The organism is Sinomicrobium pectinilyticum (assembly GCF_003725735.1).
GTDB lineage: Bacteria > Bacteroidota > Bacteroidia > Flavobacteriales > Flavobacteriaceae > Sinomicrobium > Sinomicrobium pectinilyticum.
This window is the reverse complement of the sequence record NZ_RJTM01000142.1, coordinates 1-483: the sequence shown is the minus strand read 5'-3', so window position 1 is coordinate 483 and position 483 is coordinate 1. Positions and strand designations below refer to the sequence as shown.

Genomic DNA, 483 nt, shown 5'->3' with positions numbered 1-483 from the left:
ATGGTAAAATAGCTCCCGCGCATGAAATATCCTCCTTCCTTTTTCTCAAAATCAATCTTTTTCATCTGTCATTTTTTGTAGATAAATACACATCGTTTCTTTTAAAAACCCGGCTTTCCAACCACTCAAAACAACGGATGGCCTCGCGGTAATCTTTAATGTTGTCCGGGGGCACGCTATGGATATTGCTGTCATACCCGTTATCTTTTTGGGTGTACAGGACCACGCCCACTTGCCCGTTTGCCATTTTTTTCACATCAAAATGATAGAACTCAAATTCCCCTTCTCCGGTTTCTTCGTCGTAACTCAACTGCCTGACCGTACTGATACGCGGGCACTTGTTTTCCTTATTACCGGGTTGCCGGAACTGATAGCCCTGGTTTCCCAGCCAAAAGTCGTCGGCCTCGTCATTGTAATAATCGCTGTATTGGTCCCTGACTAACGGAAGGGCGAGAATGGTCTCCATCTTTTCTACCGACACCG

Annotated in this window: 1 pseudogene; it reads right to left on the bottom strand. The window is 45.5% G+C overall.

Annotated elements, in window-relative coordinates:
• Positions 1–61: 61 nt before the first annotated feature.
• Positions 62–483: pseudogene (locus ED312_RS23910) on the bottom strand (hypothetical protein); the annotation flags it as partial.